We start from the raw sequence: 25,814 nt of genomic DNA, 5'->3' as shown, positions 1-25,814 counted from the left end.
CCCCATCCCCGCCGCCGTTCTCCAGAATCAGCGCCATCGCCACCTTCGGATGCTGATAAGGGGCAAACAGGGTGTAGAAGATATGGTCGCGCAGACGCACCGGGATCATTTTGGCGTTATAGGTCTGGTTTTGCTTCAGGCTAAAGACCTGCGAGGTCCCGGACTTCGCCGCGATCTGATACGGCGCAGTATGAAACAGCTTATAGCCGGTGCCGTTGGGCTGATTCGCCATCCCATACATGCCGTTGCGCACAATGCCCCAGTACGGCGATTTCGGATCGCCTACCTGCGGCAGGTTCGCCGGCTGCTGATAACGTTCCACATGGTTGCCCTGCTTCATCGAATAGAGCAGATGCGGATCCTGTACTTTACCATTGTTCAGCAGGGTGGTGAGCGCCTTCACCATCTGAATTGGCGTGGCGATCCAGTACCCCTGGCCGATGCCGACCGAGATGGTGTCCCCCTGATACCAGGGCTTTTTATGCACCCGCTGTTTCCACTCCCGGCTGGGCAGCACCCCGGCGTACTCCTCATTAAGGTCGATGCCGGTGGACTGGCCGTAGCCGAACTTGCTCAGCCATTCATGGATCCGGTCAATGCCCATCTCGAAGGCGACCTGATAGAAAAAGGTGTCCGCTGACTCTTCGATGGCTTTAGTCACGTTGAGCATGCCGTGGCCGGTTTTCAGCCAGTCGCGGTAGCGGCGTTGCGTGCCCGGCAGCGTCCACGTCGGCGCCCCGAAGAAGGTGGTGTTCGGGGTGATGACCCCAGCGGAGAGCGCCGACAGCGCCATATAGGGTTTGACCGTCGAAGCCGGAGGATATAGCCCCTGGGTGACGCGGTTGATCAGCGGCCGGTCCGGATTCTCCAGCAGCGATTTATAGGCCTGATAGCCGATACCTTTGACGAACGGATTAGGATCGTAGCTGGGACTGGAGACCATCGCCAGCACGCCGCCATCCCGCGGGTCGACCACCACCACCGCCGCCCGCTGTCCCTTCAGCACCGACTCAATATACTGCTGGAGATGAAGGTCGAGAGTCAGATAGAGGTTTTTTCCGGCCACCGGCGGCACCTCTTTCAGTAGACGCACCACCCGGCCGTGGTTATCCACCTCCACTTCCTGATAGCCGGTGGTGCCGTGGAGCGCTTTTTCATAATAGCCCTCGATGCCCTGCTTACCGATATTGCGGTCGGCGGCGTAGTTCTCCTCTTCGCCGTTTTTCGCCAGCCGCTGCAGATCGCTGTCGTTGATTTTCGACACATAGCCCACCACGTGCGCCAGCTCTGCGCCGTAGGGGTATTCCCGTTGTTGGTAGCTCTCCACCGTCACGCCGGGGAAACGGAATTCGTTGACCGCGAAGCGGGCCACCTCCACATCGCTGAGGTCTGACTTGAGGGTGACCGCTTTGTAGCGGCTGGTGTGGTGCATATCGTCGCGAAAGCTGGCGATGTCGTCCGGCGTCAGGTCGACGATAGGCGTCAGCTGCTGCAACAGCGCGGCCATATCGGGAATTTTGCTCGGGATCACCTGCAGGCGATACAGGGTGATATTCTGCACCAGCGGAATGCCGTTGCGATCGAATATCAGCCCGCGGCTGGGGGCGATGGGCAGCATTTTGATGTCGTTCTGGTTTGACCGGGTCTGGTAAAAATCGTGCTGCTCCACCTGCAGATGGTAGAGGTTAACGATCAGCACGCCAAAGCAGACCACCACCAGCAGAAAAGCAATTGCGGCCCGGCGGATAAACAGCATCTCTTCCGCGGAGTGGTCGCGAATTTCATCTCTCAAAAGGGGCATTAGCGGTACATCACCTGAATCACTGGAAAAGCCAACGGCGTAACGGCCGGGAAGCATAGCCTTATCGCAGCGCCAGCCCTACTGAAAGGTTGCTAATGATCTGGCAGAAATGTTTCAGCATGTTAGAGGGATCGTTATTCTTAACCTTGCCCGTGACGCGTCAGGCTATATTCACGATGCCCGACGCGTCGGCGCAGCTCACTGTTCTGCGCGGGCCGCCTCGTGGGAGGTAGCCGACTTCCCTGAGGTGTAGATTAAGTACAGCGCGAGGGCCAGACATATCACCGCCGCCAGTCGCGCCGGCGAGAACGCCATCGTGCTATTGCCCAGCCAGCCAAAGTTGTCGATCAGCAGGCTCATCGTCAGCTGGCCAAAGATCACCGCCACGGTAGCCGTAGCGGTGCCTATCCGCTGCACCGCCAGCACCATAATGACGATGTAGGGCACGCCGCAAAAAGCGCCCAGCAGCTGCCACTTAGGCACCTGTAGCAGGTTTACCGACGTCGCTGGAGCAAAAAACAGGATCAGCAATCCCGTCACCAGCGCGCCGGTGGCGAAGGTTAAAAAGGCGCTGCGCAGCACCCCCACCTGGCTGCCAAGACGGCCATTTATCGCCGCCTGGACGCTAAGCAATGCGCCGCCGCACAGTGCCAGAATGATCACTATCGTATCCATTTCCCCTCCTTAACCCAGAGCCACCAGCAGTAACGCCGCCATAATCAACATCAGCGCCATGGCGCGCCGCGGATCGATTTTGCGCCGTGGGCTGCCGAATAACCCGTAATGGTCGATCGCCAGGCTTTTCGCCACCTGACCCGCCAGGATGCCGATCATGGTCATGGCAATACCAATCACCGGCGTCGCCACGGTCAAGATCACCACGTACCCCGCCCCCAACAGACCACCGGTGAGTTGCCAGCCGGGCAGAGAAAAGAACGACGGGCTGCTACGCGGGCTGAAAAAGAGCATCAGAAAAAAGGTTAACACTGCGCCAATCCCAAAGATGCTCATGGTTGCCCACAGATCCCCCACCTGGCTCGCCAGCGGCCCCAGCAGGCCGGCCTCGACCGATAATCCCATGCCGCCGGCAATCACTAATAAAATGAATAATAACGCCATTACTGCGCCTCCTCTGTACAACAGGCGGCTGAGGATAAAACAGCGTGCTGATGCGATAAACGGTATAATGCAGAAAACACTATTGCAGGAATTGCACAGATGGCCGATGCCAGCAGCGTCGATTTTCGCGCCCTTCAGCTTTTCATCGCGGTTTACGATAACCAGAGTTTTTCCGTAGTGGCCCGCCGCGAAGGGGTCTCTCCCTCGCTGATCTCGCGAACCATCCAGCAGCTGGAAGATGCCCTCGGGCAGCAGCTGTTCTACCGCAACACCCGTGCCGTGGTACCGACCGAAGCAGGACGCTTTTTCGCAGCGTCCGCCCGCGAACTGCTGGGACAGTACGCCGACGCGCAACGGGCGTTACAGGATCGGGCACAGGTCCCCGGCGGACTGGTGCGGATCAATGCGCCGGTCTATTTTGGTCAGCGTCATATCGCCCCCTGGCTTCCGGAACTGGCGGCCCGGCATCCCAAACTGCAGTTTGACCTGATGCTGACCGACGATTTTATCGATCCCCATCGCGATGCGACGGATATCCTTTTTCGCATCAGCAGCCTGCCGGACGCGGGCTATCACGCCAGAGTGTTTGGCAGCCAGCGCTATTACCTGACCGCCTCCCCGGAGTATGTTTCACGGTACGGCAGCCCGACTTCGCCGGAGGCATTGCATCAACATCGCACGCTGGTGTATGGCGGTTCGCAGGGAGCCAACCGCTGGCTGTTTCGCCAGCGCGAAGAGGCATGGGTGCACTATCCGTTGACCCCGCTCATGACCTCGAACAATGCCGATGCCCTGCTCACTTCAGCCATCGGCGGGATGGGGATCGTGTTATTTCCCGACTGGATGGTCAGCGGGGCGCTGCACAACGGGACATTAGTCACGCTGATGGATCGCTATTCGGCGGCCATCAGCCACACGCCATCGTATATCGCGGCGATTTATCCTTATACCCGCCATCCCTCTCTCAACGTGCGGACAGTGATTGACTATTTTGCCGACGTGTTTGGATCGCCGCCCTACTGGCAGCGCTAATGCGAGATTCGTAGTAAAACTTGTCATATCTCAAACAATTAGCATTCCTTCGCCCAGCTTGACGCGAATCGTTTCCTTTGCCGCCTCGTTACGGCTATGGTTACTAATGAGGTTAATCTCAATCTCCAGGCCGACACGGTCCCACCAGGGGGTTGCCTAACCCTTCATTGAACGGAAATAGCTATTAAATCCGTAGATTCATTCAAATATCGCTTATTGGTAGCAGTGTATATCGTAACGGCATTCACAAAAGCAAACGGAGCCTGATATGAGCACGTCTAACGACCCATCCAACAATGCATCCGCCGGGAAGTGCCCTTTCCACGCCGAGACGCCAAAACAGAGCGCCGGCAGCGGCACCGCCAACCGCGACTGGTGGCCGAACCAGCTGCGTGTCGATCTGTTAAACCAGCACTCCAATCGCTCCAACCCGTTGGGTGAGAATTTTAACTACAGGGAAGAGTTTAAAAAGCTCGATTACTCCGCGCTGAAGGCTGATCTCAGAGCGCTGCTGACCGATTCGCAAGAGTGGTGGCCGGCAGACTGGGGTAGCTATATTGGCTTGTTTATTCGTATGGCCTGGCACGGCGCCGGCACCTACCGCACCGTTGACGGTCGCGGCGGCGCAGGTCGTGGACAGCAGCGCTTTGCCCCCCTGAACTCCTGGCCTGACAACGTCAGCCTCGATAAGGCCCGCCGTCTGCTGTGGCCGGTGAAACAGAAATATGGCCAGAAAATCTCCTGGGCCGACCTTTACATGCTGGCGGGTAACGTCGCTCTGGAAAACGCCGGCTTCCGCACCTTTGGCTTTGGCGCCGGTCGCGAAGACGTCTGGGAACCGGATCTCGACGTCGACTGGGGCGATGAGAAAGAGTGGCTGGCCCACCGTCATCCGGAAAGCCTGGCGAAACAGGCCATCGGCGCCACCGAAATGGGTCTGATTTATGTCAACCCGGAAGGTCCGAACGCCAGCGGCGAGCCGCTGTCCGCCGCGGCGGCCATTCGCGCCACCTTCGGCAATATGGCGATGGACGATGAAGAGATCGTCGCGCTGATCGCCGGCGGCCATACGCTGGGCAAAACCCACGGCGCCGCAGAAACCAGCCACGTCGGCGCCGAGCCGGAAGCCGCGCCGCTGGAAGCGCAGGGTCTGGGCTGGCACTCCAGCTACGGCAGCGGCGCAGGCGCGGACGCCATCACCTCCGGTCTGGAAGTGGTCTGGACGCAGACGCCCACCCAGTGGAGCAACTACTTTTTCGAAAACCTGTTCAAATACGAATGGGTGCAGACCCGCAGCCCGGCTGGCGCGATCCAGTTCGAAGCCAAAGACGCGCCGGAGATTATCCCGGATCCGTTTAACCCGGAGAAAAAGCGCAAACCGACCATGCTGGTCACCGACCTGACCCTGCGCTTCGACCCGGAGTTTGAAAAAATCTCCCGTCGCTTCCTCAACGATCCGCAGGCCTTTAACGAGGCGTTCGCCCGGGCGTGGTTCAAGCTGACCCACCGTGATATGGGGCCAAAATCCCGTTACCTCGGGCCGGAAGTGCCGAAAGAAGATCTGATTTGGCAGGATCCGCTGCCGGCAGCGACCCATCAGCCGAGCGCGGAAGATATCGCCAGCCTGAAAAGCGCCATCGCCGGCGCCGGCCTGTCGGTCAGTGAGCTGGTCTCGGTCGCCTGGGCGTCCGCCTCCACCTTCCGCGGCGGCGATAAACGCGGCGGCGCTAACGGCGCGCGTCTGGCGCTGGCCCCGCAGAAAGACTGGCCGGTTAACGCCATCGCCAGCCGGGTGCTGCCGACCCTGCAGGCGATCCAGCGCGCCTCCGGCAAAGCGTCGCTGGCCGATATTATCGTGCTGGCCGGCGTGGTCGGCGTTGAGCAGGCGGCCGCTGCCGCCGGCGTCAGCGTCAATGTGCCGTTTACCCCAGGCCGCGTCGACGCTCTGCCTGAGCAGACCGACGTCGAGTCGTTTGATCTGCTGCAGCCGCTGGCGGATGGCTTCCGCAACTATCGCCGTATCGAAGGCGGTGTCTCGACGGAAACCCTGCTGATCGATAAAGCGCAGCAGCTGACGCTAACCGCCCCGGAAATGACCGTGCTGGTCGGTGGCTTGCGCGTACTGGGCGCGAACTACGACGGCAGCAAACACGGGGTGTTTACCGACCGCGTCGGCGTGCTCAGCAATGACTTCTTCGTCAATCTGCTGGATATGGCTACCGTCTGGAAAGCGGCCGATGATAACGCGGAGCTGTTTACCGGCAGCGACCGTAAAACCGGCGAAGCGAAGTACAGCGCCACCCGCGTGGATCTGGTGTTTGGCTCCAACTCGGTACTGCGCGCCCTGGCGGAAGTGTACGCCTGCGCCGACGGGCAGCAGAAGCTGGTGCATGACTTCGTTGCCGCCTGGACCAAGGTGATGAACCTCGACCGCTTCGATCTGTAATCCTCTCGCCCCGGCTCCCGCCGGGGCGTTTTTCTTATACCGCCCGCGGCAGCTGTTGCAGGCGACTCCGCGTTCGTTGAATATCCTCCAGTTCCACCCCTGCCACCAGCGTCTCCAGGTCGCAGCGGGTCACCAACAGCAGGCGGATCTGCTTTTCATACAGCACATCAATCACATTGATAAAGCGCTGCTGGGCCGCCGGCCCCACCGTAGCCAATGGCGGCACCTCGTCCAGTAGCCAGACGGCATAGCTTTCGCAGAGCGTCAGATAGTCCATCACCGCCGTGGCGGCCTGACAAAGCTGGGTAAAGGTGAAGTGCAGCAACGCGGGCGACGCCGCGGCCGCCAGCAGCGTGCGATAGCCTACCGTCAGCGAAACCGGTTCGCCAGGCAGCGACGGCAGGTCATACAGCTGACGCTGTTGTGCATTCGGATTAACCCACATCCGCCCGCTGCAGAAGGCGTTATCCTGGCTCAGATGCCGTTCGCGATAATCCTCCTCGCCGTTCAGCGCCACCACCGTTAGATGGGCGCGGATCAGCGCGATCGACGGTAAAAAGCGATCGTGATACAGCGGATTGGGCAGCAGCATCTCCGGTGGGTAGTTTGAGGTGGCCAGCAGCACGATACCGTGTTGAAAGAGATGTTCCAGCAAGGCTTTAATCAGCATGGCGTCGCCGGGGTCATGCAGATGAAATTCGTCGAAGCATAGCAGGCGGCAACCGGATGTCATCTGCCTCATCACCGTCTGCAGGTCGGGCGCTCCGGGGGCATTCAGCCGCTGGTGCAGTTCGCGGAAGAAGTGATGAAAATGGACCCGCCGCCTGGCGGCGAGCGGCAGGCTGGCGAAAAAGTGGTCGAGGATAAAGCTTTTCCCTCGCCCGGTACGTCCCCAGACGTATACCCCCTGCGGCCTGCCTGTCGTGGACACCAACTGCTGACCGAGGGCGTCAAGGCGGGCGATGAGTGACAGCTGATCGTCGTCCAGCGTCAGACGCGCCCGCGCCGCCTGCTCGGCCATCACGCGGGTAAAACGAAAATCAGCCGTCACCTCTGTGGGACCAGATTCCGAGGGTACACATCCATTATTTAACATTCTTATAACCTCCTGCGAGGAGGCCATTCTAGCCGCTTTCCCGCGGGATGGCGAATCGCGCGACGAGCGGCCGTTTCCGCTGCTCCGCCGCCAGCCCTACGCCTCTCCGACACGCCAGTGCACCGATGTGACGTTCTGCTGAACGCCCATCTGCGCCATAATTTGCGCCAGCGTTTTTTGGTGCTGCTTATGGCTAATCAGCTGCGCGCAAATCTCCAGATGGTCCGCGGTGTCCGCCGCCGCCGACTGCAATCCCTGCAGGGTAAACCGCTGCTGCTGCGCAATATTCAGCAACAGCTGACGTACGGCATTTTCATGTTCGCGCAGACAGGTGACGCGTAAGACATAGCGTTTCTCTTCGTCACCGGCCCCCGGCAAGGCATGAATGCGCTGCGCCGCCTCGCGCAGCAGGATATTGGCGCACAGAATAATCAGCGTAGCCGCCGTCGCGTTCCAGAACTGTCCCAGGCCGCAGAGTACGCCGATCCCGGCCGAACACCACAGCGTGGCGGCGGTATTGAGGCCGCGGACGTTCATGCCATCGCGCATAATCACCCCTGCCCCAAGGAAGCCGATACCGGAGACGATCTGCGCCGCAATACGCCCCGGGCTGTCCGGCGAGGCCGACATCGCGCTGAGAATAAACACCGCCGCGCCGGTGGCCACCAGGGCATTGGTGCGTAAACCGGCCATACGTTGCCGCCACTGTCGTTCCGCGCCGATCAGCGCCCCCAACAACATTGCCGCGAGTAAATGTGTCATATAAGGAAATACCATCGCGCCTTCCTCCAGAAAACAGAAAGCCAAAAAATACAGATGTAGCGCTCAGCCGCGCCGGGCGATTAGCGGGTGGATGATGGTGGAGGAAATAAGGGTCTGGAAAACATAAACATAACGCTGCCTCTCGCGCTCAATGGCGCATAAATTATTGAGGGAGGCAATCCGGAACTGAGAGATTGCTGCCCGCCGGGACGGCAAGCAGCGAAATGATCGCGTTAGCTTGCCGGAAAATCGCAATAAGGGTGACTGTCCAACGTATGACTCCTGAATAAAAGTGGGCACATTATAGCCCGGGGTAATGATGGGTAAAGCACGAAAACGCCGCCGGTGACGATTCGTTTAGTTTGTCTTTCGCGGGTCCTGCGTAGCGTGACATCGCCAGGCGACTAAAATGCCGTCAGCGGTGATTTACTTCAATTCCGTCGCTGGGATGCGGCGAAAACCAGCATGAATATCAACTTTATGTCTCCCCAGCGCGATCTTACGCTAAAGAATGTCGCTAAGGCTAAGGATTAAAAATTTAAAACTATTAACAATCAATTAACATTAGCAGGCAAACCATTCTTCCTGAGGAACACAACACCATGTCTACCACCCAGGTTCTCGGCGAAACGCCCTATGCTTCGCCAGGACAACCGCACGCCAGCTTAACCGGACGCATTGATGCGCTGCCCGCCTCATTTGGGTTATGGTCGTTTATTACCCTGCTCTCACTTGGCGGCTTCTTTGAGCTCTACGATCTCTTCCAGACCGGGTATATCAGCGCGGGCCTGCTGGCGGAGGGCATTTTCCACACCGGACAGGCGGGCATCTTCGGCATCGCCGACCAGGCGGCCTTCGCCTCCGCCACCTTTATGGGGCTGTTTATCGGCGCCAGTCTGCTGGCGCCGCTGGCGGACAAACTGGGCCGCCGCCTGACCTTTATGGTGGCGCTCGCCTGGTACGGTCTTTTTTCGCTGCTGATGGCGACGCAGAGTAGCGCGGAAGGGGTGATCTTCTTCCGCTTTCTGGTGGGGATCGGCCTCGGCATTGAGCTGGTGACCATTGATACCTATCTCAGCGAATGGGTGCCAACCCATCTGCGCAATAAAGCCTTTGCCTTTGCCTTCTTCATCCAGTTCCTCTCGGTTCCGGCGGTGGCGCTGATGTCCTGGATGCTGGTGCCGACCACCCTGTTCGGCCTCAGCGGCTGGCGCTGGGTGATCATCTTTGGCGCACTGTTCTCGCTGGCGATCTGGTTTATCCGTAAAAAGCTACCGGAGTCAGCCCGCTGGCTGGAAAGCAAAGGGCGGCATGATGACGCGCATACGGTGATGTGTGAGATGGAAGCCCGCTGCGGCCTGACGCCGTCGCCAAAGCATGCGCATGCGGCACAGAGCGTCGTCAAACGCGGCACCTTCCGCGAAATCTGGGCGCCGCAGTATCGGCAGCGCACCCTGATGCTGATGGTGATGAACTTCTTCCAGGCGATCGGTTTCTTCGGCTTTGGCAACTGGCTGCCGGCGCTGCTCTCCGGTCAGGGCGCCAGCATCACCCATAGCCTGCTGTACGCCTTCTTTATCACCCTCGCCTATCCGCTGGGCTGTCTGTTCTGCACCCGCTTCGTGCATCGCTTTGAAAACAAGTGGCAGATTGTCCTCTCCGCGCTGATGACCGTTATCTTCGGCACCCTGTTCGCTCTGCAAAACAGTCCGATCCTGTTGGTGATCTGCGGGTTTATGATCACCTGGTCCAACGCCTGGCTGACCATCAGCTACCACGCCTACCAGGCCGAGGTCTTCCCGACCCATATTCGCGCCCGCGCCGTCGGCTTCTGCTACTCGTTCAGCCGGCTCTCGACCGCGGTGACCAGCATTCTGATCGGCATTATTCTGCAATACGCCGGCACGCCGGGAGTAATTAGCTTTATCGTCGTCAGTATGCTGATGGTGATGCTGTCGGTGGGGATCTTCGGCCCGAGAACGCGGGGCATTCGTCTGGAGAATATCTGATGGCGGTCGCCGCCGAGGGTGCCGGCGGCGACATATTTTATCAGTTGTGATGTTGCAGCTGGCGCTGAACCTCAATAAACTCCGCGATCAACTCCCGCGCGAGCATAGAGGTCATTATATGATCCTGGGCATGTACCAGAATAAGATTAACCGGTACTTTGCCACAGCCCTCATCCATACCAATAAGCATGGTTTGTACATCATGCGCGCGTTTTGCGGCATCTGCGGCGTCCTGCATCAGCCTATCAACGTCCTGCCACACTCCTTTTCTGGCGGCTTGCAGCGCCTGCATCGCCAGACTGCGGGACTCACCGGCGTTAATGATGAGTTCCATGACGGTTGCTTCCATATCCATACGGTTTCCCTACTTGTTGAGTGAATGACGGCTGTTGCCATAGTTAATATTTGTGATGTGTACTGCAGGAGGGATAAAAAATTGTCATTAAGGCTTGTAACTTCTGGACAGCATTAAGCGGCGCCGCAATACCACTTTTACCAACGGTCCAGCATCACCGGGGCTATATTGACACTCTCCCATCAGAGGGTCGTTTAGGCATTTTAGTGACAAGCCGCCAGGTCGGCGGCCCGGCCTCAGCCAAATATCCCCTGCGCCTCGGCGAAGCATTTTTCCGCCAGGGTCGAGACTGGTTCCTGCTGGCGCATAATCAGCGCCAGCTGTGAATCAACATGGGTTTCGGCGATCGGCAGAATTTCAAGATTATCGCTTAGCGCTTCGAGGCCGTTGTTAAGCGGCATAATGGCGCAGCAGATCCCCGCCTGCACCGCCTGGATAATCTGAAACGTCGAATCACTTTCAAAGACATACCTTGGCGTTAGCCCTTTGGCCTTAAAGCTGATTTCAATCGATTCCCGGTAATACATCCCCTTGGTCAGAAAGCCGAGGGGCAGCGTCGCCAGCGTCTCCCATCCCGGCGTCCCGGCGCTGAAGTCGAAATGGCGTTTATCGTGCAGGAGCCCCATCCGGGTTTGCGGCAAGCGAGCAATCTTGAACTGACCTTCATCCAGATGCTGCAGATAACAGATCCCCAGATCCAGCTGATTACGGCTGACGCCATCGATAATCTGCTCCGAGGTCATCGACAACAGGCTGAACTGCAGCGCCGGATATTTCTCCGCCAGGGGTTTAATCAACTGCATCGGATTGAGGCTCGCCAGCGGCACCATACCGACCCGCAGCTGGCCGACCATCTGCCCGCGACAGATGGCCGCCTCTGCCGCCAGGCCGTCATGAGCGGCCAGCACCGCCCGCGCCCAGGCCAGGATCCGCTCTCCCTCAGGGGTAAAACCTTCAAAGCGTTGGCCGCGCTGGATCAGCGTCAGGTTCAGCTCCTCTTCCAGGTTACGAATGCGCATGGAGAGCGTCGGCTGGGTAATATGACAGGCCGCCGCCGCCTGGCCAAAATGGCGCGTCTGATCGAGCGCGATCAAATACTTGAGTTGCTTAATATCCATTCTCTTTCCCGTTTGAACCCCGCCGTTCACCCCCGGGGCCGCGCACAGGTTACCAGAATGTTAGTTTCGCTAGCGATAAATTCAAGCGAGGACACCACGAGGTGCTGCGGGGCGCAGGACGGCGCGACGCCGCTCTGCGCTATACCTTTTTAGCGCCCGCCGGCCAGCGGACGGATCTCTTTCGAGCGCAGCGTCAGGCGAACGGGAACCGACTTATACGAAGGGGTGCCGCTCTCTTCATCCAGATAGTTCAGCGGCACCAGCACGTTGGCTTCCGGATAATAGGCGCCGACGGTGCCCGGCGCAATGCCGTAGGCCACCACCGTGATATCTTCCAGCGTCAGCGCGCTTCCCGGCAGCGCGGTATGGATATCCACCCGATCGCCATGCTCCAGACCCTGGGCGGCCATATCCTGCTCGTTCATAAACAGCACGTCGCGGCGGCCAAAGACGCCACGGTAGCGGTCATCCATCGCGTAGATGGTGGTGTTGTACTGGTCATGACTGCGCAGCGTCACCAGGCGCATCACGTCCTCACCCTCCACCACCACGTTCTCATGCACCCCTTTAAATACCGAGAACATGGCTTTACCGGTGGCGGTAGGCCAGATGCGCTCGGTCGGCGGCAGCGGCATGCGGAAGCCTCCAGGATGGCGAATGCGCTGGTTATAATCCTCGAACCCAGGAATGGTCTGTTCGATCAGATCGCGAATGCGATCGTAGTCTTCCACGAGGTACTGCCAGTCCACTTTGCTGGCGGGCAAGGTGGCCTTCGCCAGACCGGCGACAATCGCCGGCTCCGAGCGCAGCATCGGCGAGGCGGGCTTAAGCTTGCCCGACGAAGCATGCACCATCGACATCGAATCCTCGACGGTGATCGACTGCCGGCCGCTGGCCTGCAGGTCAAGCTCGGTGCGGCCCAGACACGGCAGAATAAAGGTCTCTTTCGCCGTCAGGAGATGTGAGCGGTTGAGCTTGGTGCCGACGTGAACGCTGAGCTCAAGGCCGCGCATCGCCGGGAAGGCGCGTTCGTGGTCCGGCATCGCCACGGCGAAGTTGCCCCCAAGGCAGATCAGCGCTTTGGCTTCGCCGGCGATCATGGCCTCCAGGGCTTTTACCGCATCGTGGCCATGATGCCGCGGCGGCGTAATCCCCATCACCCGCTGCAGGCTGTCGAGGAAAGCCGCGGAGGGTTTTTCGCTGATCCCGACAGTGCGGTTACCCTGGACGTTCGAGTGACCGCGCAAAGGACAGATCCCGGCCCCCGGCTTGCCGATATTGCCGCGCATCAGCAGCAGGTCGGCAATCAGACGCACGTTGGAGGTGCCTTTGTTATGCTGGGTGATGCCCATACCGTAGGTGACGATGGTGGCCCTGGATTTGGCGTAAGCCGCCGCAACCTGGGTCAGGGATTCGCGCGTCAGGCCAGACTCCTGTTCGATGTCCTGCCAGCGGGTGGCGTGGAGGTCATCGGCGAAGGCGGTGAATCCCTGGGTATGTTGGGCAATAAACGCGTGGTCGAGCACATTGCCCTGCTCCTCCTCCAGCTGCAGCAGCGCTTTGGCGATCCCTTTCAGCGCCGCCGCGTCGCCGCCGGCCCGTACCTGGTAGTAGGTCGAGGCGATCGGCGTCGAGCGCCGGGTCGCCATCTCCATCACGTTCTGCGGATCGGCAAAACGCTCCAGCGCCCGTTCACGCAGCGGATTGAAAACGATAATCGGCACGCCGCGGCGGGATAGCTCATGCAGGGTGCCCATCATCCGCGGGTGGTTGGTGCCCGGATTATGGCCGATGGAGATCACCAGCTCGGTCTGGTCAAAATCGTCGAGAGAGACTGTGCCTTTACCAATGCCGATCGACTGTGGCAGGCCCACGCTGGTGGATTCATGACACATGTTGGAGCAATCGGGGAAGTTGTTAGTGCCATACTCGCGGGCAAACAGCTGGAACAGCCACGCCGCTTCGTTGGAGGCTCGGCCAGAGGTGTAGAATTCAACCTCATCCGGCTGCAGGCCGCGGAGGATCTTGCCGATACGGGCGAAGGCTTGCTCCCACGCCACCGGGCGCAGGGTATCGCTGTCCCGGTCGTAAACCAAAGGATGGGTTAAGCGGCCGTAGCCCTCCAGTTCAAAATCGCTTTTTGCCAGCAGGGAAGATACGGTATTTGCCGCGAGGAATGCGGGCGTCACCCGTTTGGTGGTCGCCTCCCAGGTCACGGCTTTGGCGCCGTTTTCGCAAAACTGGAAGGTCGATTTATGTTCTTTATCCGGCCAGGCGCAGCCCGGGCAGTCAAAACCGTCCGGCTGGTTGGTACGCAGCAGCGTGGCGGGCGCCTCAAAGGCATCCATCTGGGTGCGCACGGCGATGGCCGTGGCCTTCAACGCGCCCCACCCGCCTGCCGGACCGTCATAGGGGTGAACACCGGGAACCGCGCGTCTTTTATTGGTCATCTCTTTACTCCTGCTGCTCTGTTCTGGCTGTCGCTAGCCGAAAAAGGCGTACGACAACCCCGGCGACGAAGCGTGAATCGCATGGCGTCACCTGAAAAGAATGCTGTTTCTCAAGGATAGTACGATGGGAAAGCGTAGGTACTGCGTTTGTTAACTGAATAATAACATACACCTCAATTCTGTATAATTGATGTTATCTATCAGGTGTTAAATTTAACTTATTTGCAAATTTTGCGGTTTTCACCGCGGTGCTGTGACGGATAAATTGCTACGGAAAGTGATGACCGGGCAGCGAAACCGCCCGGTGGGCCAGGCTCAGGTCAGATTGAAGTAACGGTCCGGACGCAGCGTCTCCGGCAGCGGATGCTGACCGGTCATGTCGAGCAGATTGCGCTCGATGGTATTGCACATCGCGTTCAACGGCAGGTCATTGGCTGCGGTGCCGAACGGATCTTCCAGCTCTTCCGCCAGCGAATCCCACGATAAAAAGGTGTAAGAGATAAAGACCGAGACAAACGGCGTCATGTAGTGCAGATCGCCGACCAGGGCGAACGGCAGCAGCGTACAGAACAGGTAGACGGTACGCTGCAGGATCAGGGTATAGGCGAAAGGCACCGGGGTGGTGGCCAGCCTTTCACAACCGCCCAGCACGTGCGCCAGCTCGTCGAGTTTGTTGTCCATCAGCCCGTAAGTGATGTCGCTGAGCTTGCCCGCCTCCCGCAGCTGGCCAATTTCGTTGCCGGCCAGCAGCAGGATCCGGTTGGTGGGCATTGAGCTGGCGAGGATCTCCGTCACCCTCTCCTCCGGTAGCAACCGCCGCAGGTCAGCCGTCGGATCGGTTTTGCGCAGCTGGTGCTTCAGGCTCCAGCTAAAGGCCACCAGATAGCTGACGATGCGGCGATGTGCATCGTGTTCCGCCGGCAGGATATTGCGCAGCTGACGCACCAGCGTGCGTTCGGCGATAAGCACCGTCCCCCACAGATTGCGCGCCTCGACGAAGCGGCTGTAGCTGGCGCTGTTGCGAAAGCCGAGGAAAATCGCAATCGCAATCCCCAGCAGGCTGAACGGCGCCACGGTTAAGTGGATCCCCAGCTGTTCGTACCATTGATAGCTGATAATGGCGATGATCGACATCAGCACATTTAGCAGCAGGCGAAAGATGATTTTCGACAGCACGGAGCCGTGCCAGTCAAATAGGCGAAGAAACCAGTGTTGTTCTGGCCGAATGATCATTGTCTGACTTCCTGAATTACCGCTCTGGTCATTATCTCTGAATACAGAATAGAGATTATCTATGAGCCGATTGGTTTATTTTATCGTTAACTGCGATGGGCAGATCTGCGCCATTATTTAGCGATGGTAATGGCGTTTTTAGTATGGGCCTTTTTTATATTTCAGGCAATCAATGCGCCAGCAATAATGGCTCAGAAGAAAAAATAACCGCTGAGCCAATTCATTTTTCCGCTTATGCTACCGGGTGTATCAGACCGCTTTCGTCAACCCCTGCGCTTCGCAGGGATCGAGATGCACCATCACATTAAGCACCGGATGCTGCGCCAGCACCCGCTCCCGCGCGTGACGGGCAATCTGATGCCCTTCGGCTACCGACATCTCGCCAGCCACCTCGAGATGGACATCCACCAGCACCAGATCCCCCGCCTTACGGGTTTTCAGATCGTGGAGGCCCGCCACGCCCGGCGTGGTTCGCAGCGTATCGGCGATCGCCTGCTGCATCTCTTCATCAACCGCACGGTCCATTAAATCATGCAGCGCGCTGACGGCGAAACGATAGCCCATGCGCGCAATCAGCAGCCCCACCGCCAGCGCGGCGAGCGGGTCGAACCAGGCGAACCCGGCCAGATTACCGATAATCCCCAGGGCCACCACCAGGGAGGATGCGGCGTCAGAGCGGGCATGCCAGGCATTGGCGATAAGCAGCGACGAATTCAGCCGACTGGCGGCCGCCAGCATATAGCGAAACAGCCCCTCCTTGACGGCCAGCGCCACCAGCGCCATCCACAGCGCCGCGCTGTGCACCGGCGGAATAGTTTGCGGTTGCGCGAGATGGCCCGCCGCGGACCATAGCATGCCACCCCCGACGAGCAGCAGCATCGCGCCGATGATTAGGGAGGCGCCGTTCTCATAGCGCCAGTGGCCATAGTGGTGATCGTGGTCAGACGGTCGACGGCTCTTTTTATTCGCCATCAATACCACGCCATCGGCGACCAGATCGGAAAAAGAGTGCATTCCGTCGGCAATTAATCCCTGAGAGCCGGAAAATATTCCCACGACTACCTGTAAGGCAGAAAGGAAAATATTAACCACCACGCTAACAAGGGTACTCTTTCGCGCCTGCACCGAACGCTCATGATATTTATTATCATTTTCAAAATTATGTTGTGTCATTATTTCTCTCCCTTTGTTAGCGGGAAGAATAAACTGACAAACTGAGTTTATGCTTAACAATATAAAAGCCATTGCCTTGCCGTTTAACGATATCGCGGCGGTCGGTAATGACTATTTACTGTATGTGCCGTTGGAACGCTGCAACCTTGCGCCTATGAACTATCTTTTGAAGGGTGGCCACAGGTCGGGCCACTTTAGCTTAGCCACCACAGGAGTCAGCGATGTCACATAACAAACCATCCCGGCTGCGTTTCGCCATTAATCTGGGCAATGCGGTCCTGGCCCATCTCGGGGAGACAGGAAAGCCCGCGGGCATCACCGTCGAGCTCAGCCATCGGCTGGCGACGCGCTGGGGCGTCAGCGCCGAATTCGTTCCCTATCCTGCCGCGGGTAAAGTGGTGGCTGACGCCGGTGGCGAGCACTGGGATATTGCCTTTCTGGCCATCGATCCGGCGCGGGAAGCCACCCTGCGCTTTACCTCGCCCTATATCACCATCCAGGGTACCGCGCTGGTCAGCGTTGATTCGCCCTGCCAGAGCGTGGCCGACATGGATCGCCCGGCAACCACCATTAACGTCGGACAAAACGCCGCATACGATCTATGGCTAACCCGCCATCTGCAGCACGCCAGCCTGCATCGCCTTCCCTCTTCGCAGGAGGCAATCGACGCCTTCCTCGCCGGTGAAGGGGATATGGTCGCCGGCATCCGCCAGCCGCTGGAGGCGACAGCCCGTCAGCACGCCGGGGTGCGGGTACTGGCGGATAATTTTACCGAGATCCAGCAGGCCATCTGCGTCGCCCGGGCGGACGTGGACCGTTTTCACGCGGTAAACGACGCGCTTAGCGAGTGGCGGGCGGATGGCAGTCTGCAGGCGCTGATTGCCGGTCACCTGGGCCAAGCGAACTGAATCACGCCTCCGTCATCCGGCGCATGGCGCAATGCCAGGCGCCGTTGCGTACCGAGGCGCGCAGTACGCGGGCCACGCCATGCACCATCAGGCGCGTCGTGCGCCGCTGCAGCGGCGTGAGCGACAATCCCAGCATCTCCTGCGCCCATTCCGGCAGGAGGTCAATTCCTGCGTTCATCATCACCCGGCCGACCGGCTGGCTCATCCGCCCCGGCAGACGGGTGGAGAGCAGCACCTCGGCTACCTCCCGGGTACGTTCGTCGCAGCGCAGTCGCGGGCGCATCGCCTCGAGATAGTCCGCCACCTCCTGCGGTGTCTGAGGGATATCCCGAGCCCCCAGCCGCCGGGCGATTTCCGCCGACTCACGAAAATAGTCCTCCTGGCGCTCGGGACTGACCACCGTCCGCTTGTAGCGCAGGTGGGAGGCCATAAAGCAACTGCACTCGGCGACGTGCACCCAGGTTAACAGCGCCGGGTCGCTCGCCTGATACGGGGTTCCGTCCTTATCCACCCCGGCGATCCGCTGATGGATCCCCTGTACTTTGGCGATTAGCCGTTCGGCGTCGGGGGTAGTGGCAAAAGTGGTGGCAGAAATAAACTGGCTGGTGCGGCGCAGGCGGCCCAAAATATCCTCGCGAAAACGAGAGTGATCCCAGACGCCGGCCAGCGCCAGAGGATGCAGCATCTGCAGCAACAGCGCGCTAATGCCGCCGCAGAGCATCGAGGTAAAATCGCCGTGCACCTGCCAGATGGCCGACTGGGGACCAAACAGCCCCGGCTCTCCTTTGGGTCGTTCAAAGTCGATCTCTTTTAGCGCCATGCCGGTCAGGCCGAGCACCTGCGCCTCGATCATCCGGCGAATGCCGATCATGATGGTATCCCTTACGTGCAACTAAAGGACAAAAGATACCACTGTTGGACAGCATTGGGAGAGATATTGCGGAAAGAGTGCCCGCAGCACGCGGGCACGACGGCTTACGGATTCAGCTGGTAATCGAGGGTAATGTTGGCCTTCAGCACCTGCGATACCGGGCAGCCTGCTTTCGCTTTCTGGATGATCTCATCGAACGCCGCCGGAGACACGTCCGGCAGGACGATCTGGCTTTGCAGCGCGATATCGGTAATCGCAAAGCCGCCGTCGGTTTTATTGAGGGTGACCACTGCGGTAGTGTCAATGGACGTTGCGGTATATCCCTCTTCGCTGAGCATCAGCGACAGGGCCATCGAAAAGCAGGCGGCATGTGCAGCGCCGATCAGCTCCTCAGGGTTGGTGCCCTTCACCCCCTCAAAACGGGTGTTAAATCCGTAGGGCTGCTGGCTCAGCGCCCCGCTTTCTGTCGACACGGTGCCTTTGCCATGCTTCAGGTCGCCTTCCCAGTGCGCTAGCCCTTTCTTATGAATCGCCATTTGATTCCTCCTGTAGTGATGTCGAACAAAAAGTATAGTGCGTGATGCCGAAGCTGCGTCTTTTCGCAGCCTCTGGCCCCCACGTTCCCCTGGTTTTCGTGTCGTTGGTGACGCTATCGGCCATCCTGCGGATGCCAGGGATCGGATTTGTCATCCTTGCTGTCGTCCCGTTTACGCGGAACTTCGCCCTGCTCCCCGGGCGCCTCACGGGCAGGTTGCTTACCGCGCTCTTCGTCTTGCGAGTGAGAAAAGGTGCTCATATCGACGTGCTCCGCTTACTTAGGCGACTGCTTGAGCAGACGATCGATTCGCACGACCGGCGGCGTCATTTTGCGATCCAGACTGCCGTTGATATTGACCAGATCGTCTGGCTCTACGTGTTGTTCGTTAAACGCGGCGACCGGGATAATAACGGTGATGGTGCCGCTTTTATCACGAAACTGATAACGGTCATCTCCCTGCCGCTTGAGCAGATTGCCGCGCAGCGAAACGGTCGCGCCATCGTGCATGGTTTTCGCCTGCTCAACGGTCATGATCCGGCCATCCTCGACGCCGCGATAGCCGTCATCGAGTTTGTGCGGCGGCGGCGGCGCTGCATCCTGGCTAAACCCTCCCTTATCGTCCGCCTGCGCGACACCTACGGCAAACAGACATGCCATGGCCAATGCTAGTTTTTTCATCATGCCTCCGTTTTTTGCTGACGATGAGAATAAAGCCTGGCTGAGGCTGGCCATTTTTACAAAGTCAATTGTTCTGATATCGTCTAATATAAGAATGTCCTTATCGTTACGCTCCTGGCGAAACGAAACGCGGGGAAAATATTAATGATTAAGAATCAACAGCCTTGTCCTATCGTCGATGAGAATGAACGCTCCTTACGCTTTGAATATCGCTTCCGCCGCTATGGGATAATTGTTTTGAGTCTCATCATTCTTACCGCGTTAAGCGGCCTGTGGTCCTCCGGTTATTTCAGTGAAACACACCGGGAAACCAGTGGAGGCGAATTAAGCGTCGATTATCAGCGCTATGCCAGGCTGATGAGTGAAACCGAGCTTAATATTCAGATTAAACCGGATACGGCCAGCGACACCATTATCAGCTTCGCCGCCCCGTTATTAACCCGCTACCAGATCGGTGATATCCGTCCGCAGCCGGATAAAATGTATAGCGCCGACGGGAAATTACATCTCGTCTATCAGCGGTCGAACCCCCCTTCACCGATATCTGTGTGGTTAGCCGTTACCCCAAAAACGGCCGGTAATATCTCTCTGCAGGCGGTAGTTAACGATCGCTATTCTGTAACCTGGCAGCAGTTTGTCTATCCGTAGGAGTCGCTATGGAAATGGTCCTTAGAGCCGCAGCAATCTATCTGATCCTGTTGATTATTTTTAAGATTGCCGGCAGAAGAACCCTGATGCAATTAACCAACTTTGACCTGATACTGTTGCTGATTATCAGCGAAGCCACCCAGCAGGCAATGCTCAGCACAGACTATTCGGTTACCGGGTCGATGCTGACTATCGTCACCCTGGTTAGTATTGATATTTTGTTCGGCTATATTAAGAAAAAATTTGCTCAGGCAGAAAATTTTCTCGATGGTACGCCGGTTATCGTGGTGGAAAATGGTGCTGTCATCGACGAGAAGATTAAGCTCGTCAATATCTCTGTCGATGATATCCTGCTGGCGGCCAGGCAGCACCATGGCATTTATGAATTGAAAGCGATCAAATTCGCTATTCTCGAGCGTAACGGCCAGATATCCATTATTCCTGAGCAGGAATAGTATCGGCTTCGCTATTTATCACGCTCCGGTTGTTTATCACCTGATTCCGGAGCGCGAGTGGCGTCATCCTCTTCTTTTTCACCGTTAACAACGTTCAACATTAACATTTTTCCTCCTCGCTGGTTGTCAGGGATCCTACAAATTATAGAACGCCTTCGCCGAAGTATGTAGGATCTGCCGAAACTAACCAGGAGATGCCGCCTGATTCACACTGCGCTTATTCCAGGATATTTCCCACCTCGTCATTGCCGTTGGTGAGAAATAATTAACCGATCCGTACAGTCAATATTGTGAAAGCCAAAACATAATGAGGTCACTATGTCTGTGATGGTTATTACCGGTGGAACCGCGGGAGCGGGCAAAGCTACCGCGCTGCGTTTCGCCCGCGCTGGATATCACGTGGCGCTGATCGCCCGAGACGAAACGGGTTTACAGGAGACGCGACAGGCCTGTGAACGGTTTGGCATTAAAACGCTGGCTATTAGCGCCGATGTCGTCGATGCCGGGGCGCTGCAGCGCGCCGCCGCCGAGGTGGAAACCACCCTCGGGGCAATCGACGTCTGGATCAACAACGCCATGACCACCGTGCTGGCGCCCTTTCGTCAGATGAGCGAGGAGGAGTTTCGCCGGGTGACGGAGGTGACCTATCTCGGGTACGTGAACGGCACCCGCGCGGCGCTGGAGGTCATGATCCCCCGGGATCGGGGGGTGATTATTCAGGCCGGCTCGGCGCTGGCCTGGCGTTCAATCCCACTGCAGTCGGCTTACTGCGGAGCGAAAGCGGCGATCCGCGGCTTTACCGATGCCGTGCGAACCGAACTGATGCATGAGAAAAGCCACATCCAGTTGACCATGGTGCAACTGCCGGGGATGAACACCGCCCAGTTTGGCTGGGCGCGAAACAAAATGGATCAGGCCATGCAGCCGGTGCCCCCGGTCTATCAGCCGGAAGTCGCCGCCGAGGCTATTTACAGCGTCATCCAGCGCCCGGTCAACGAGCTGTGGGTCGGAAAAAGCACCATCCAGTCGATCCTCGGCCAGGTCTTCTTCCCTCGCCTGCTCGATCGGCTGATGGTGAAAAAAGCGTGGGAGGGACAGTTTACCGGTCAGCCAAAGTCGTCAGACCAACAGGACGACCTGTTCACGCCGGTGCGCGGCAATCATCCGGGCCACGGCCCCTTTAACGATGGCGCACGGCGTAAAGCAGTCACCATCAGCGCCGATCTCCCGGGTAAAGTCGCCGCCGGCGTCGGGGTAGCGGTGGCGACGATGGCGCTGCGGGCGTTGTTCCGTCGTTCCGGAAAACGGCGCTAACTCAGGCTGCGGCTGAACCAACGGTAACCATACCCGGAGAGTGCCAGCCGCGCATCTTTCCCGCCGTGCAGCCCATCCTGATAGAACTTATCTTCCAGAATTGGGCTCCAGTAGCCCTCGGCCAGCGGCGGGAGCAGGACCTCTACCGCCTGCTGGCTGCAGTTGGCCAGCATCAGTACTTCCCGCGATTCGCTGCGATAGAGCAAGCCCAGCACCGCGTCGGGCTTTAGAGTAAGGAGAGTAAAAGGGAGGGATCCCGGTTCAGTATATTCCGTGCGCGCCAATACCATATTGCGTACCCGATGCAGCAGCGACCTGGGATGGCGCAGCGCCGTTTCGACATTGATCCGTTGGTAGCGGAACCGCCCGCTGGCCACGGGTTTTACCGGCAAATCATCCCGCGCCGCCCGGGAAAAGCCGGCGTTGGCCGCGGCTGACCACTGCATCGGCGTTCTGACCGCGTAGCGCTCCGGTAAGGAGAGATCGTCACCCATGCCAATCTCGTCGCCATAGCGCATCACCGGCACGCCGGGCAGCGCCAGCAGGATAGCATGGGCTAAGGCTATGCGTCGGGTATCGCCGTCCAGCATCGGCGCCAGTCTTCGGCGTACGCCGCGCTGGTAAACGGACATCGATTTATCAGGGGCAAAGGTGCGGATAACCTGGCGCTTGTTGCGCTCGCCAATCCCCTCAAGATCCAGTTCATCATGGTTGCGCAGCCAGTTGACGAAGCAGCACCCGTCCGGCGGGGTCACCATCGCCTGCAGGGCCTTCACCACCGGCGCGGCGCGCTGCTGCGCCAGGCTGAGGTAGAGGTATTTGTTAAGCCAAAAATTAAGCACCATCTGCAGCCGATCGCCCTGGCCGAAATAATGACGGTAATCTTCTACCGCGACGTCCACTTCACCCAGGAGTATCGCATCGGGATTGAGGCGCTGTACAACCTGCCGGAGATGGGTCAGCAGCGGGTAGCCGCGCGTCTCGTCGCCCTTTCCGGCCTGCTTGACCAGATGTGACGCGGCATCGAGACGAAAGCCAGACACCCCAGCCTGCAGCCAGAAGGTGATAATGTTTTCGATTTCAGCGATCACCGGCGGATGGGCGAGATTCAGGTCGGGCTCGTGGTGATAAAACATGTGGCGATAATATTGCCCAGCCTGTTCGTCCCAGCGCCAGACGCTCTCCTCAACGCCGGGAAACATGGGAGGATCGTCGTTTTCCGGCGGCCGATCGGCCCACAGATAATACGGCCGCCACGGCGACCGGGGATCGCGTCGCGCCGCCTGGAACCACGGGTGCTGCGCGGAGGTGTGCTGGATCACCAGCTCAACGATCACCCGCAGTCCCAGCTCGCGGGCGCGGGCAATCAGCTCAATCACGTCAGCGATAGTGCCGAACCGCGGATCGGGCTGCAGATGATCGCTGATATCATAGCCATCATCCTGCAGAGGAGTGAGATAGAACGGAGTCAGCCAGAGCACCGTCGCTCCGAGGCTGCGAATGTAGTGTAGCTTTTGGCGAATGCCCGCGAGATCGCCAAAACCATCGCCATTGGCATCATAAAAGAGCGAACTGTCAACCTGATAGATGACCGCTCTGTGAAACCACTCTTCCCGTTGCATCACTCTCACCTCGCGTTCTGCCCGTCCCTGTCAGCCGCCTCAGCGCGATCCGGACCCCGCCCTGGCCTTCGCGCGCGGTTTGCCGACAGGCGATACGGGATTGCGTTCCGCTGGTAGCATCCTGTTCGCTACCGCGTCCACCAGCGCCTGCTGCCTGGCGGTTAATACCAGCGGAACCTCTTCCTCGGCGGCGAGGAGCGCGATGGTTTGCCGTTTGACCATAGCGTTCTCCGGCGGCTTAATGCCCGGCCTCAACGCCAGGCATATCGGTATCCATAAGATATTGCCCGGTCAGCGCTGGCAGATAATGGAGCAGCCAATCAGCCATTCCTCTCTCTTCAGCCAGGATACCCTCCAGTGTATGCATCGCGCTGTGGTCGCCTACTCTTTTCGCCGCCGTTAATAAAGCGGTATAGCAGGCGACCTCAAAATGGGCAAAAACGTAGGCAGTGATAATCACTTTAATAACCTCATCACCGGGCAGCATGATGCCAATGGTCTGTCCTAACGCCGCCACCCGGCTCATCGCATCCTTCAGCGCAGAGCGGGAAATATGGTTGCGGGCGATGATATCCTGCAGGGCGGACAATTGCCGTCGGGTTTCATAGAGATGTTGTTCAAGGCGGGTGCGTAACTGCGGTTCATTATCGAGGCGTCTGATGGTGGCCACCAGCAGCGACTCAGCCTGTTTTTCCATGGCATGCGCATCGCGAAGCCAGTTGTGATAATTTTCAATATCCGTCATATACACCTCTGATCATTAACCTTTTATTTTGACGTGGAATCTTCACTCTCTTCCGCCGCCTGGTCAGCTCGCGCTGCGCTATATCCGGATAAATGGCCAACAATATTGGCATAAATACTGATGAGAATGACCCACAGTACGCTGTCTTTCCACCAGATCAACGAGGGTATCGCCAGACCCACCCACATAACGGCGGCGACAAGATGACAGCGCTTAATAAACACTGGCGTCAACTTCATTTTATTACCTTAGGACCGAACAATATTGAGCGACCATTTTATCGACGCTCTGACCGCAGCGTCAGGCGCTAAACCTTACGCTGAAAATGACTTTCTTTTGCCTAAGCATAAAAAAGAAAGTAGCGTTGCGTATTGTCCCGTTCCGTTATTTTCTGTCTTTACCGTCCGGCTAATTTATTGCCGCTGCGGCCGTCTTTTATTGCTAGTGATGCGGCGATTTCCTCCTCACCTTTTAGTTTCCCCACATCGCGGATAATGAATGTCGTTATAGATAAATAAACCCTGAATATGCAGAAACCTGCGGACCATCTGGCCCACAGGTTTTGTCTCAACGCCGATTTGTCGGCGTCACAGCTCATCAGTCGCTAGCTGTCACCGGATTTACGACCGCCGCCATGACTGTTCTTACCACCCTTCTTACCGGCTTCGGATGCACGTTCAGGATCATTTTTAAAGTTCCCGCCGCTGTGCTGTCCGCCTTTACGCCCGGCTTCGGATGCTTTCTCACGATCTTCTGCAAAATTACCTGAACCGCCTCTATGCTCTGCCATAATTTTCACCTTTGGTTTGATCAATATCGGTTGGTAAATGGAAAATGACCCTGTTACAAATCATCGCCCTCGATATCTAACACTAGAGGAATGCCTGCAGGAGTCAAATTAATTTCAGATACCCATCCGCGCACTGACAAAATAAAGCTTTACTAACGAAGCGGTAAGATAAAATATACCTCACACAACTCCTTTATTTGACGTAGGTTATGTTCACCGGCGGGTAAAACAGAAACGTCCAACGGCCGTTTGTAAAAAAATGCAAACGATTTAATGAATAAATATTTCTTTATCCCGCGGAACACAACCCCAGGAATATTACCCCTAAAGAGGTATCAACTTATAGGCCATGGTTTGCGAATGAACATCTTCATCGTTTATTCAGGCAGCACCTTCATCGTAACTTGAGAAAAAGATCATGCGCGTTACGAAAATAGCCCTTGGTCCTTGATTAAGGATGGAATAATCCTAATTTAACGTCAGCAATAATAACGCAACGCTATCCCCCGAAATACGCCAAGGATCAGTCGGTTAAGGCATACCGTTACGCCTACGGTTGGCCATTGACTGCGATGTTGCGAGTCATCCAGGGTCTGTCGCCAGGAGAAGCTGACCTATTCTTAGAGCTGGCCCGTTCTGTCTGAAGGAGAT

The 25,814-nt window shown here is 57.8% G+C and carries 27 protein-coding genes; 8 read left to right on the top strand and 19 right to left on the bottom strand.

Going from position 1 to position 25,814, the window contains the following annotated elements:
- The 3 genes from mrdA to KHQ26_RS02875 all read right to left on the bottom strand — a co-directional run.
- Positions 1-1,801 (bottom strand): penicillin-binding protein 2 (mrdA, locus tag KHQ26_RS02885; RefSeq protein WP_040173520.1); only part of this gene is annotated, 1,801 nt, incomplete at its 3' end.
- Positions 1,802-1,999: 198 nt separating this feature from the next.
- A complete protein-coding gene (locus KHQ26_RS02880) occupies positions 2,000-2,476 on the bottom strand; it encodes a DMT family transporter (RefSeq protein ID WP_004143692.1) in 477 nt (158 codons plus the stop codon).
- A 9-nt stretch (positions 2,477-2,485) separates the two neighbouring features.
- A complete protein-coding gene (locus KHQ26_RS02875) occupies positions 2,486-2,920 on the bottom strand; it encodes a DMT family transporter (protein ID WP_002905764.1) in 435 nt (144 codons plus the stop codon).
- Positions 2,921-3,019: 99 nt separating this feature from the next.
- Here KHQ26_RS02875 and KHQ26_RS02870 point away from each other — a divergent pair, with 99 nt between their 5' ends.
- Entirely contained in the window at positions 3,020-3,952 is a 933-nt protein-coding gene (locus tag KHQ26_RS02870; RefSeq protein WP_016530119.1) for a LysR family transcriptional regulator, read from the top strand.
- A gap of 268 nt (positions 3,953-4,220) precedes the next feature.
- Positions 4,221-6,398: a catalase/peroxidase HPI gene (katG, locus tag KHQ26_RS02865; protein ID WP_004180028.1), complete on the top strand. Its 2,178-nt coding sequence runs from the start codon at positions 4,221-4,223 to the stop codon at positions 6,396-6,398.
- Positions 6,399-6,432: 34 nt separating this feature from the next.
- On the opposite strand, the gene zapE is transcribed toward katG, so the two are convergent.
- Both zapE and KHQ26_RS02855 read right to left on the bottom strand, forming a co-directional pair.
- A complete protein-coding gene (gene zapE / locus KHQ26_RS02860) occupies positions 6,433-7,494 on the bottom strand; it encodes a cell division protein ZapE (RefSeq protein ID WP_004153572.1) in 1,062 nt (353 codons plus the stop codon).
- A 96-nt stretch (positions 7,495-7,590) separates the two neighbouring features.
- Positions 7,591-8,271, bottom strand: coding sequence for an MgtC family protein (locus tag KHQ26_RS02855; RefSeq protein WP_002906011.1), 681 nt, complete (start codon positions 8,269-8,271; stop codon positions 7,591-7,593).
- 587 nt (positions 8,272-8,858) lie between these two features.
- Here KHQ26_RS02855 and KHQ26_RS02850 point away from each other — a divergent pair.
- Positions 8,859-10,265 carry an MFS transporter gene (locus tag KHQ26_RS02850; protein WP_004143698.1) on the top strand — a complete coding sequence of 469 codons (1,407 nt, stop codon included), beginning with the start codon at positions 8,859-8,861 and terminating at the stop codon, positions 10,263-10,265.
- 40 nt (positions 10,266-10,305) lie between these two features.
- Here the strand turns inward: KHQ26_RS02850 and KHQ26_RS02845 are convergent, their stop codons facing one another.
- From KHQ26_RS02845 to KHQ26_RS02825, 5 genes are all read right to left on the bottom strand, one after another.
- Positions 10,306-10,620, bottom strand: a complete 315-nt coding sequence (locus KHQ26_RS02845; RefSeq protein ID WP_020803483.1) for a PTS lactose/cellobiose transporter subunit IIA — start codon at positions 10,618-10,620, stop codon at positions 10,306-10,308.
- Positions 10,621-10,856: 236 nt separating this feature from the next.
- Positions 10,857-11,738 (bottom strand): LysR family transcriptional regulator, encoded by an 882-nt coding sequence (locus tag KHQ26_RS02840; protein WP_002906016.1) that lies wholly within the window; start codon positions 11,736-11,738, stop codon positions 10,857-10,859.
- A gap of 149 nt (positions 11,739-11,887) precedes the next feature.
- Positions 11,888-14,188 (bottom strand): FdhF/YdeP family oxidoreductase, encoded by a 2,301-nt coding sequence (locus KHQ26_RS02835; RefSeq protein ID WP_020803480.1) that lies wholly within the window; start codon positions 14,186-14,188, stop codon positions 11,888-11,890.
- A 315-nt stretch (positions 14,189-14,503) separates the two neighbouring features.
- Positions 14,504-15,421 carry a bestrophin family protein gene (locus KHQ26_RS02830; protein ID WP_004148478.1) on the bottom strand — a complete coding sequence of 306 codons (918 nt, stop codon included), beginning with the start codon at positions 15,419-15,421 and terminating at the stop codon, positions 14,504-14,506.
- A gap of 249 nt (positions 15,422-15,670) precedes the next feature.
- Positions 15,671-16,594, bottom strand: coding sequence for a cation diffusion facilitator family transporter (locus KHQ26_RS02825; RefSeq protein ID WP_020803491.1), 924 nt, complete (start codon positions 16,592-16,594; stop codon positions 15,671-15,673).
- Positions 16,595-16,643: 49 nt separating this feature from the next.
- Here KHQ26_RS02825 and KHQ26_RS02820 point away from each other — a divergent pair, with 49 nt between their 5' ends.
- Both KHQ26_RS02820 and KHQ26_RS02815 read left to right on the top strand, forming a co-directional pair.
- Positions 16,644-16,826: a hypothetical protein gene (locus KHQ26_RS02820; protein WP_004143707.1), complete on the top strand. Its 183-nt coding sequence runs from the start codon at positions 16,644-16,646 to the stop codon at positions 16,824-16,826.
- The gene (locus KHQ26_RS02815; protein WP_004184165.1) at positions 16,816-17,502 is read left to right on the top strand and encodes an ABC transporter substrate-binding protein; all 687 of its coding nucleotides are present in this window, start codon (positions 16,816-16,818) and stop codon (positions 17,500-17,502) included. The genes KHQ26_RS02820 and KHQ26_RS02815 overlap by 11 nt, the downstream gene beginning before the upstream one ends.
- 1 nt (position 17,503) lies before the next feature.
- Here the strand turns inward: KHQ26_RS02815 and KHQ26_RS02810 are convergent, their stop codons facing one another.
- The 4 genes from KHQ26_RS02810 to KHQ26_RS02795 form a co-directional block, all read right to left on the bottom strand.
- Positions 17,504-18,373: an oxygenase MpaB family protein gene (locus KHQ26_RS02810; protein ID WP_004176040.1), complete on the bottom strand. Its 870-nt coding sequence runs from the start codon at positions 18,371-18,373 to the stop codon at positions 17,504-17,506.
- A 104-nt stretch (positions 18,374-18,477) separates the two neighbouring features.
- Positions 18,478-18,909 (bottom strand): OsmC family protein, encoded by a 432-nt coding sequence (locus tag KHQ26_RS02805; RefSeq protein ID WP_002906030.1) that lies wholly within the window; start codon positions 18,907-18,909, stop codon positions 18,478-18,480.
- A gap of 113 nt (positions 18,910-19,022) precedes the next feature.
- Positions 19,023-19,169 (bottom strand): hypothetical protein, encoded by a 147-nt coding sequence (locus KHQ26_RS02800; RefSeq protein WP_002906033.1) that lies wholly within the window; start codon positions 19,167-19,169, stop codon positions 19,023-19,025.
- A gap of 15 nt (positions 19,170-19,184) precedes the next feature.
- The gene (locus KHQ26_RS02795; RefSeq protein ID WP_002906035.1) at positions 19,185-19,589 is read right to left on the bottom strand and encodes a YdeI family stress tolerance OB fold protein; all 405 of its coding nucleotides are present in this window, start codon (positions 19,587-19,589) and stop codon (positions 19,185-19,187) included.
- Positions 19,590-19,733: 144 nt separating this feature from the next.
- On the opposite strand from KHQ26_RS02795, the gene KHQ26_RS02790 reads away from it, so the two are divergent.
- From KHQ26_RS02790 to KHQ26_RS02780, 3 genes are all read left to right on the top strand, one after another.
- The gene (locus KHQ26_RS02790; protein ID WP_020803468.1) at positions 19,734-20,237 is read left to right on the top strand and encodes a hypothetical protein; all 504 of its coding nucleotides are present in this window, start codon (positions 19,734-19,736) and stop codon (positions 20,235-20,237) included.
- An 8-nt stretch (positions 20,238-20,245) separates the two neighbouring features.
- Positions 20,246-20,692, top strand: a complete 447-nt coding sequence (locus KHQ26_RS02785; RefSeq protein WP_004148482.1) for a DUF421 domain-containing protein — start codon at positions 20,246-20,248, stop codon at positions 20,690-20,692.
- Between the two features lie 318 nt (positions 20,693-21,010).
- Positions 21,011-22,006, top strand: coding sequence for an SDR family oxidoreductase (locus KHQ26_RS02780; protein WP_004151245.1), 996 nt, complete (start codon positions 21,011-21,013; stop codon positions 22,004-22,006).
- Here the strand turns inward: KHQ26_RS02780 and KHQ26_RS02775 are convergent.
- The 5 genes from KHQ26_RS02775 to KHQ26_RS02755 form a co-directional block, all read right to left on the bottom strand.
- Positions 22,003-23,628 (bottom strand): alpha-amylase family protein, encoded by a 1,626-nt coding sequence (locus tag KHQ26_RS02775; RefSeq protein ID WP_020803469.1) that lies wholly within the window; start codon positions 23,626-23,628, stop codon positions 22,003-22,005. The genes KHQ26_RS02780 and KHQ26_RS02775 overlap by 4 nt on opposite strands.
- A 39-nt stretch (positions 23,629-23,667) precedes the next feature.
- Positions 23,668-23,850 (bottom strand): hypothetical protein, encoded by a 183-nt coding sequence (locus KHQ26_RS02770; protein ID WP_020324736.1) that lies wholly within the window; start codon positions 23,848-23,850, stop codon positions 23,668-23,670.
- A 16-nt stretch (positions 23,851-23,866) separates the two neighbouring features.
- The gene (locus KHQ26_RS02765; RefSeq protein WP_004151243.1) at positions 23,867-24,373 is read right to left on the bottom strand and encodes a ferritin-like domain-containing protein; all 507 of its coding nucleotides are present in this window, start codon (positions 24,371-24,373) and stop codon (positions 23,867-23,869) included.
- 23 nt (positions 24,374-24,396) lie between these two features.
- Positions 24,397-24,612 (bottom strand): hypothetical protein, encoded by a 216-nt coding sequence (locus tag KHQ26_RS02760; RefSeq protein WP_004143717.1) that lies wholly within the window; start codon positions 24,610-24,612, stop codon positions 24,397-24,399.
- 365 nt (positions 24,613-24,977) lie between these two features.
- Positions 24,978-25,163 carry a general stress protein gene (locus KHQ26_RS02755; RefSeq protein WP_004143718.1) on the bottom strand — a complete coding sequence of 62 codons (186 nt, stop codon included), beginning with the start codon at positions 25,161-25,163 and terminating at the stop codon, positions 24,978-24,980.
- Between the last annotated feature and the right edge of the window lie 651 nt (positions 25,164-25,814).

This window comes from Klebsiella sp. 10 (genome assembly GCF_018223925.1).
GTDB classification, from domain to species: domain Bacteria; phylum Pseudomonadota; class Gammaproteobacteria; order Enterobacterales; family Enterobacteriaceae; genus Klebsiella; species Klebsiella pneumoniae.
The sequence above is the reverse complement of the archived record's forward strand: the minus strand, read 5'-3'. Positions and strand labels throughout refer to the sequence as shown.